The organism is Chroococcidiopsis sp. (genome assembly GCF_051657925.1).
Taxonomy (GTDB): domain Bacteria; phylum Cyanobacteriota; class Cyanobacteriia; order Cyanobacteriales; family Chroococcidiopsidaceae; genus Chroococcidiopsis.
The window spans coordinates 1-9,191 of the sequence record NZ_JBOFLP010000069.1; the positions used below are offsets into that span (position 1 = coordinate 1).

Here is a 9,191-nt window from a genome sequence, read left to right on the forward strand (position 1 = left end):
AGCTGCCCTATCGATCGCGGCGATCGCCGCAGTTTTGGCTAAGCGGGCGACTTATCCGATTCTGAATGCTGCTAAGGCTGTGGCTCAAATGGGTTTGGGTAAGTTAGATACTCGCTTGGCAGTTCGTGGCACGGCTGAAATGGCTGTTTTAGAAACTAGCATCAATAGCATGGCGAAGCAGCTAGAGGAACTCGTGCAGCTTAAAGCAGCAGAAGCAAGGCGATCGCAATTACTCAAAGATATTACTGTGAGGATTGGTAGCGCGATCGATTGCCCAGCTATTCTCAGCACCGCCGTAGCCGAGACCCGCAGCGCTTTGCTAACCGACCGCGCAATTGTCTATTGGTTTGATGGCGATCGCAATGGTAGCGTCGTTGTCGAAGCAGCAAGCGCAGGTATAACTCGCATACTGGGTAAAAAGATAGCCAACTATGCCCTAGAACAATACACACACTACCAAAAAGGACAAGTCGAGGTAATTTCTCATATACGACCGGCAGATACGAGCGATGAGTACTGGCAACAGCTAACAGCACTTACCGTCAAATCCAGTCTAGCCGCACCAATTTCGCTCGGCGATCGCTGTGTAGGTTTACTTGTCGTCCATCAGTGTAACGTTCCGCGTCACTGGCAGAAAGTAGAGGTTGATTTCTTTGCCCAGATTGCGACTCAAATAGGACTAGCGCTAGAGCGTGCCGATCTTTTAGAACAACAGAAAAACGCCAAAGAACAGTTGCAAAAACGAGCGTTGGATTTGCTGATTGAAGTCGATCCAATTAGTCAGGGCGACCTCACGATCCGTGCCAGAGTCACAGAAGATGAAATCGGTACGATCGCTGACTCTTATAACTCCACAGTCGAAAGCTTGCAAGAAATTGCGGTACAAGCACAAACAGCTGCCAAACAAGTCGATGCAGCAATTAGCAGTAACGAGCCGTTAATCCAAGCCCTCTCGCAAGGAGCTTGGCAGCAATCAACAGAAATTGTCACTGCTTTGGAACGCATTCAAGCGATGGCTGATTCTGCCCATACTGTTGCGGATAACGCCAAACGCGCAGAAATAGACGTGCGCCAAGCGATGGAGACAGTCGCATCTGGGGATATAGCAATGGATCGTGCCGTAGATGGAATGCTGACAATTCGGGGAACTGTGGCTGAAACCGTCAAAAAGATCAAATGTTTGGGAGAGTCATCGCAAAAGATTTACAAAGTGGTAAATTTAATCGCTCACTTTGCCGAGCGGACTAGCTTGCTCGCCATGAATGCTTCCATTGAAGCAGCGCGAGCAGGGGAAGAAGGACGTGGCTTTGCGGCTGTTGCCGATGAAGTGCGATCGCTAGCCCGACAATCAGCCAAAGCAACGGCAGAAATTGAAACGCTAGTCTCGGGAATTCAACGGGAAACCAATGAAGTTGCTACAGCAATGGCAATCGGCACAGAACAGGTAGCGATCGGGACTCAACTCGTCAACGATACCCGCCAGAGTTTAAACCACATTACCACCGCCAGCGATCGCATTCATCAACTCGTAGGAGCAATTGCCCAAGCTGCGATCGAGCAATCTCAAGACTCAGAAGCAGCCACGACAACTATCGCCACAGTCGCCGCGATCGCCGAAACCACATCCCTAACTGCCACCGAAGTCTCCGCTTCCTTCCAACAATTATCAACCGTAGCGCGATCGCTCCAAGCCAGCGTCGGTCAATTCAAAGTTAGTTAGTGGTAATTGGTAATTGGTAATTGGTAATTGGTAATTGGTAATTGGTAATTGGTAATTGGTAGTTGCTTCCGTACCCCTCTGCTCCCCTGCTCCCCTGCTCGTGCGCTCCCTACACCCTTCCCTAGTCCCTAGTTTCTAGTCATGCTAATTACTCCCGACATTCGCGACCAAGCTTACCGTCTGTTTATTGAAGAAGTGCCAGAGCTGCTACAGGAGATTGAAGCAGGCTTGCTTAGTCTGAAGCAAGAGCGCACGCACGAACGCATTCACGATTTGATGCGTGCAGCTCACTCTCTTAAAGGTGGTGCAGCTTGCTTGGATTTAGAGCCAATTAAAATTATTGCCCACCGTTTAGAAGATGTTTTTCGGGCTTTGTACAACCGCTCTGTAACAATAGATTCAGAGTTAGAAGGTTTATTACTGCAAGCTTACGATTGTCTGCGCGTCCCCCTACTGCAACAAATTACCATCGGCAGCATTGACTGTGCGGCAACATTAGCAGTAGCCGAACCCGTATTTAATCAAATAGAAGAGCGTTTAGGAGATGCTTTAGCTCAGCTCGATTGCTATATGCCCATGTCCTCAGAACTTGGGGTCGATTTGGTAGCTTCAATCTTTGAAACTGATGTCGTGCAAGGACTAGAACGATTGGCGGCTGTGGTCGCCAACCCTCAAGATTTCGAGGTGGCTGGAGAATTACGAGCGCAGGCAGAAGTCTTTGCTGGATTTGCCGAGCTATTAAATCTACCAGGATTTGGGGCGATCGCCCAAACAGCTTTGACCGCACTAGAAACCTATCCCGATCGCGCCAGAGAAATTATCCAAGTTGCCCTAGCCGATTTTCATAATAGCAGAGCTGCCGTACTAGCAGGCGATCGCACGACTGGGGGGAGTCCTTCTGCTGCCCTTTGTGCGTTAACAGAAAAAATCGTCGATCTCGTTCCTAACCCAGAACCACAATTCTCGCCTTTACTAGACGAGCTGTTATTTGGCGACGAGGCAGTACCAATAGAAGCAGCGGCGATCGATCCTGATATCATTTTCGTCACTGAAACTGAAGATGATTCCAATGGCGCGATCGAATCAGATGCTCATTCCCTAACTATTTCCCCTGCGGCAAATTTATCGCCGATTCAGTCCTTATCCCACTCAACTGAAATTTCTCAGAGCAAAATAGAGGGCGATCGCCCTAAAGTAGGAACTACCAATTCCTACACAGATGAATCACAGATAGCGACTGCCGTTTCTACGCGAGTAGAATTAAGCCGATTAGAGCGGATGCATAAGCTATTGGGTGAATTAGTCGTCAATCGCAACTCAATTGCACTGCAAACCGAGCAAACCCAAAACTCAGCCCAAGAGTTGCTCCGCCGTTTTGCTCACTTTCAAGAACTGATCGGTCAGCTAGAGAGGCGAGCTGAGGGTGACAAGGGAGCAGGAAGCAGGGAGACTAGGAGCAGAGGAGCAGAGGAGACTAGGAGCAGAGGAGCAGGGGAGAACCAACTACCAACTACCAACTACCAACTACCACTTACAACTGACTTCGATCCTCTAGAAATGGATCGTTATGGAGCGGTTCACCCTCTATTACAAAGAATTCTAGAAGAGATCGTCCAATTGGAAGAGGCTGTAGAGGATATTGCTTTATTTGCCGAGCAATCGAGTCAAATATTAGAGCGGAAACAACAAGTTTTTTCCCAACTCCAAGATGAATTAATGCGAGCGCGAATGCTCCCCTTGGGTGAAGTTCTCAAGCGTTTCTCTCGGATGCTGCGGGATATGTCGCATAACTACTCTAAGCCTGTCAATTTGAAGCTCAGAGGAACAGAGGTGCAGGTAGAAAAAGCAATTTTGGAAAAACTCTACGACCCGCTGTTGCATTTACTCCGCAATGCCTTTGCTCATGGCATCGAATCGCCTGAGATCCGCCAACAGCAAGGTAAGCCGGAAAACGGAGAAATTCTGATTTGTGCTTATTACAAAGGCAATCAAACAATTATTGAAGTTAGAGATGACGGTCGGGGTCTAAACCTGGGGCAAATTCGCAGCCGGATTGTAGAGTTGGGTTGGTTGTCGCCAATAGAAGCAGCCAGCGCCTCTAAAGAGCAGTTGCTAGAATTTATCTTCGAGCCAGGATTTTCTACCACTCACCACGTTAGCGAACTTTCCGGTCGTGGCATGGGTTTGGATGTTGTCCGTTCTCAACTGCGATCGCTGCGCGGTTCTGTAAGCGTCAGTTCCTTTCCTGGTGAGGGTACGACTTTTACTTTACGCTTGCCTCTCACGTTGACGATCGCAAATTTGGTTGTTTGCTCTACAGGAACAACTACCGTAGCGTTGCCATCTGACAGCATTGAAAATATTGTCACTACGCCAAGCGATCGCATTAATCGCACGGGGACTCAGCAGCTATTGCGCTGGCGAGAACACATCATACCAATCCATCGGTTGGCAGACCTTTTAGAATACAATCGTCCAATGTTAGAAGTTACTAACAGCCCATCTCCAATTACAACTACAGTAGAAGAACGGGAGTTACCAATGCTTCTCCTGCGATGGGAGGGTGAATTATTGGCGCTAGAAGTCGATTGCTTGTTGGCAGAACAAGAACTAGCAATTAAACCTTTTGGATCGCTCGTTTCGCCTCCCAAATATACCTATGGCTGCACTCTACTAGGAAACGGTAGTTTAGTTCCCGTGATTAATGGAATCAGCCTTTTAGAATATGTCCTAGAACGGCAACAAAATACAATTCAGACAACTGAAAGTCAATCAAAAGACAAAGAACAAAACATAAATAATTTGTGGCGCGATCGAACAGCAATTGTTCATAAAACCGAACGTCCTACAATTTTAGTTGTAGATGACTCAACGACGATGCGCCAAACGCTGACACTTTCGTTGCAAAAGGCTGGCTATCGAGTTTTATCAGCGCGTGATGGATTAGAAGCACTAGAAAAATTACAGCAATCTCCCACGGTACAACTAGTACTTTGCGATATTGAAATGCCGAATATGAACGGCTTTGAATTTCTCTGTCAGTGGCGACAAGAGCCGCAATTTGCCAAAATTCCCGTGGCTATGCTGACATCACGCAGTAACGACAAACATCGCCGTTTAGCAATTCAATTAGGTGCTAGTGCCTACTTCACCAAACCGTATATAGAACTTGAGTTTTTGCAAGCACTCAAAAACATTTTTGAGCAAAACGTAGAAGAACAAACGATTTTGCAGCATATCGCCTAGTTATTCAGTTATCAGTTGTCAGTGACTAGTCTTTTGACTTTTAACTTTTGACTTATTCCCTTTTTAGGTAGGTCTAATCTATGCATATCACATATTTAATTTTTTGGACTATGAGCTTCGGCTTTACTTGGATTGGTTGCAGAATGACCGAAGAAATTCATCGACTTGCCATCTGCTTAGCTAGCTTAATTCTACTAATTTGGGGATTTGCGATCGCCCCTGAATCAATGCATTGGTTAGTTGAGATCCTATCGATAAGTCTGTGCGGATTTTTATCGGTAATGGAAAGACAAATTCCTAGTTAAAACATTTCAGTGAATACATTTTAACCCCAAGGAAAAAGTAAATATGCCTGACTACACTTCATTATTAAGATGCTCGTTTTGCGGCAAACCCCATACTCAAGTCGATAAGTTGATTTCTGGTACGGGTGTTAACATTTGTAGTGAATGCATCGAACAGTGTCAAGAAGTATTGGATACTTCTCCACCTCAACCTAGTACCCCAAAAACTAATACTAATTCTAACAACTACCACATCCCCAAACCCAGAGAAATAAAACAGTACTTGGACAACCATGTTATCGGTCAGGAACAGGCGAAGAAAGTTCTTTCAGTAGCAGTTTACAATCACTATAAGCGTTTGTCCAGCGATCGCAATGATGTGGCATTGCAAAAGTCAAATATTCTTTTGGTTGGACCAACGGGGAGCGGTAAAACACTCCTAGCTCAAACTCTAGCACAAGTCATAGACGTACCTTTTGCTGTTGTGGATGCAACAACTTTCACAGAAGCGGGTTACGTCGGAGATGATGTAGAAAACATCCTACTGCGATTGTTGCAAGTGGCAGAAATGGATGCAGAAACAGCACAACAAGGAATTATTTATATTGATGAAATTGATAAAATTGCCCGTAAAAGTGAAAACCCCTCTATTACTCGCGATGTATCGGGGGAAGGAGTGCAGCAAGCACTGTTAAAAATATTAGAAGGAACAATCGCTAATGTACCACCACAAGGAGGACGCAAACACCCCTACCAAGATAGCATCCAAGTTGATACCAAAAATATTCTGTTTATCTGCGGCGGCGCTTTTGTCGGAGTGGAAAAACTAGTCGAACAACGGATGGGAAAAAAATCTATGGGGTTCGGGCGATCGCAAGAAAGATCTACAACAAGGCAAACAGATTATTTATTAAACCATCTGGAACCGGAAGATTTAGTGAAATTCGGTCTAATTCCAGAACTAATCGGACGATTGCCAGTCGTTACAGTGCTGGAACCTTTAGGCGAAGAAGGACTGATAGAAATTTTAACCGAGCCGCAAAATGCGCTTTTGAAACAGTATCAAAAGCTATTACAAATGGATAACGTTCAACTTGAGTTTGAATTAGATGCTGTCCGCGCGATCGCCCAAGAAGCATATCGGCGTAAAACTGGTGCAAGAGCCTTGAGGGGAATTGTAGAAGAGCTAATGCTAGATATCATGTACGAACTTCCCTCTCGCCCAGACTTAGATCGCTGCACCATCTGTAAAGCAATGGTAGAAAAACACTCTACTGCCGATCTTCTCATTCATCCTACAGCCTTCTTCCAGCCAGAAACAGCTTAATTGGTCATTGGTTGTTGGTTGTTGGTAAGAGCGTGGTGCGTGGTGTGCGGGGTGTGGTGCGCGGGTATGCGTGGTGCATGAAAAGATGTTCCTGATAACTGACAACTGACAACTGATAACTGATTTTGTCCTAAGTTTGTTACTTTTTTCTGTTTTATTTAAATTACTAAGCAATTTAGTATTAGTTGATAATAAATCTTCATCAAAAGTGTTGGCTTTGTCAATGTTGCAATTTCGATTATTCTGCTGCATCCTTTCTTGAAGCCTATGGCTTCTATCTTTAGGCATGGTTCCTCAAACAAAGTTCAAATATTCCTATAAACGTATATTATTTGCTTACCTAGCAGCAACGGCAGCTATTTTAGGAGGGTTTTCCCTGACGACGTACAACTCAATTGGTAATTCTCTGAAAAAACAATCGGACGATCGCCTCTTGACTTTGGCACAAGCCGCAATTCCGAGTTTTGAGATCGTGAAATCTCAAAATCGGCAAAACCTACAAGAGCTTCCTTGGCGCAAACTTTTTGCTGCTAAAACTCAAAGTTGGGAATGGTTCGACGCTGATGGGAAATTACTTTTGAGTCAAGGAAATCGCTTTCCTTCTCTTCCACCCTCCCGAAATGTCTTCCATTCTCGCTGGCAACCAATCGTACCTATTTTCCAACAGCAGAGAGAATTAAGGATTGCCACCATTGCTGTCTATGTCAGCGATCCGAAGCTAAAAACGCTACATCTAGAAGGATATATTCGGGTAAGCGAATCCACACAGCCATTAGAAATGATTTTGGCTCGGCTGCGGCTCTGGCTTGGCTGTCAGGGAATCGCTATTTTATTTATCTTTAGTATCAGTGGCGTTCACCTCAGTCAGTGGAACTCCCAGCCGCTACAACAAAGCTTCCGACAGCTCAGACAGACTGTTACGAATATCTCTCATTATCTCCGCCACCCGTTGACGCGAATTACCCTAGCGATCGCACTACTAGCAGGAGAAGCAGAATCAGCAATACCACTCGATCGACAAAAACTAACGATCGTTGCTAACGCTACTGACGAACTAGAGCATTTGGTAGAAGATTTACTAATTTTGACTCGAAGCGAGGTAGCAGTTTTACCAACTGAGTTAGAGACAGTAAATATTCGCTTAGAAGAATTGCTTTTACCTATATTAGAACAGTTCGATGCCCGTGCTACGTCACAAGGTATTGCTTTTCAAGCTCAATTGCTACCTGGTTTATCTGTGCGGGGAGATCCAATTCATTTGAGCCGTTTATTCTCAAACTTACTGGAGAACGCGATCGCTTATACGGAAAAAGGAGGTAGTATTTCTCTCGCAGTACGCAAGTCTAAACGTAAAGCGATCGTTTCAGTTGAAGATACAGGCATTGGTATTCCACCAGAGCATCATGCTTCTATCTTTCAGTGGTTTTGGCGCTCCGAGCAAGCGCAACAACAGCAAAAGGGTTTGGGATTAGGTTTGGCAATTGCTCAAGCAATTGTGAAGCAGCACGGCGGGGAAATAGCTGTTAAGAGCCAAGTTAACGTTGGTAGTTGTTTTCAGGTTAGTCTACCCTTATTTTAGTAATTAGTAAAAGGAAACACAACATAAAATCTATTCACTAAAAACCTATTTACAACTTCTCAAAGCATCGAGATCGGCAGCTACAATTTTCTCAAGATTGCGCGAAATTTTCTCAATATCCCAGTTCCACCAAGAAATTTCTAGTAATGCATCTACAACATCACTAGGGAAACGTTGCTTGATAATTTTGGCTGGATTACCTCCTACAATGGTGTAAGGTTCTACGTCACTAACAACTACGGATTTCGCAGCAATAATTGCTCCATCACCAATTTTAATCCCTGGCATAATGACGGATTCGTAACCAATCCAGACATCATTACCAATTACAGTATCGCCTTTGTAGGGAAATTCATGTATTTGTGGCATTACCTTTTCCCATCCATTTTTAAAAATTTGAAATGGATAAGTTGAAAACCCAGACATTTTGTGGTTGGCGCTATTCATAATAAATTTTATACCTTTAGCTAAGGCACAAAACTTGCCAATAATTAGTTTGTCACTGCTAAAAGGATAGTGGTACAGAAGGTTGCGATCGAAATTTTCTGAATCTTCAGGATCGTCGTAATAAGTATAGTCGCCAATAATAATATTGGGGTTAGAAACAGTATTTTTTATAAAACAAATCTGTGGAAATCCTTCCATCGGGTGCTTATTTTTTGGATCTGGTCCTAGCAAAATAGCCTCCTAAATTAATTAAGAGTAGAAAACTTTCATTTCCTACTCTCTTTTAACACAGTAATGGAAGCTACTAGATATGTAATGTTTATACAACCCGAAATTCAAAATCAGATCAGCCGCAACCGCAACCAGTGTGACCGCAGCCACTACCATCGGGATGACCGCTAGCACAGGCTTCGCTACAGTAAGCCTTGCCGTCTTTTTGAATCGCGTCCTCTAGGGAAACAACGCACAAGCAATTGTCACAAGCACATTTCATTGAAGTTACTGTCGTCATAGTCTTAATCCTATTCACCTCTCCCATCAAGATAACATATGAACATACATTCAGGTATTTTTTAAAAAAAGTTCACC

At 44.4% G+C, this 9,191-nt stretch carries 7 protein-coding genes; 5 read left to right on the forward strand and 2 right to left on the reverse strand.

The features are described 5' to 3' along the window. The 5 genes from ACRC32_RS05360 to ACRC32_RS05380 all read left to right on the forward strand — a co-directional run. A partial coding sequence (locus tag ACRC32_RS05360; protein ID WP_438553021.1) for a methyl-accepting chemotaxis protein occupies positions 1–1,720 on the forward strand: 1,720 nt, incomplete at its 5' end. A 141-nt stretch (positions 1,721–1,861) separates the two neighbouring features. Continuing rightward, entirely contained in the window at positions 1,862–4,966 is a 3,105-nt protein-coding gene (locus tag ACRC32_RS05365) for a hybrid sensor histidine kinase/response regulator (protein WP_438553022.1), read from the forward strand. Between the two features lie 80 nt (positions 4,967–5,046). Next, positions 5,047–5,271, forward strand: coding sequence for a hypothetical protein (locus ACRC32_RS05370; protein WP_438553023.1), 225 nt, complete (start codon positions 5,047–5,049; stop codon positions 5,269–5,271). Between the two features lie 43 nt (positions 5,272–5,314). Continuing rightward, positions 5,315–6,577, forward strand: coding sequence for an ATP-dependent protease ATP-binding subunit ClpX (clpX, locus tag ACRC32_RS05375; RefSeq protein ID WP_438553024.1), 1,263 nt, complete (start codon positions 5,315–5,317; stop codon positions 6,575–6,577). 286 nt (positions 6,578–6,863) lie between these two features. Further along, complete coding sequence (locus ACRC32_RS05380; protein WP_438553025.1) at positions 6,864–8,156, forward strand: sensor histidine kinase; 1,293 nt, start codon at positions 6,864–6,866, stop codon at positions 8,154–8,156. Between the two features lie 45 nt (positions 8,157–8,201). On the opposite strand, the gene ACRC32_RS05385 is transcribed toward ACRC32_RS05380, so the two are convergent. After that, complete coding sequence (locus ACRC32_RS05385; protein ID WP_438553027.1) at positions 8,202–8,837, reverse strand: Vat family streptogramin A O-acetyltransferase; 636 nt, start codon at positions 8,835–8,837, stop codon at positions 8,202–8,204. A 112-nt stretch (positions 8,838–8,949) separates the two neighbouring features. Then, positions 8,950–9,114, reverse strand: a complete 165-nt coding sequence (locus tag ACRC32_RS05390) for a metallothionein (protein WP_438553026.1) — start codon at positions 9,112–9,114, stop codon at positions 8,950–8,952. Positions 9,115–9,191: the final 77 nt, after the last annotated feature.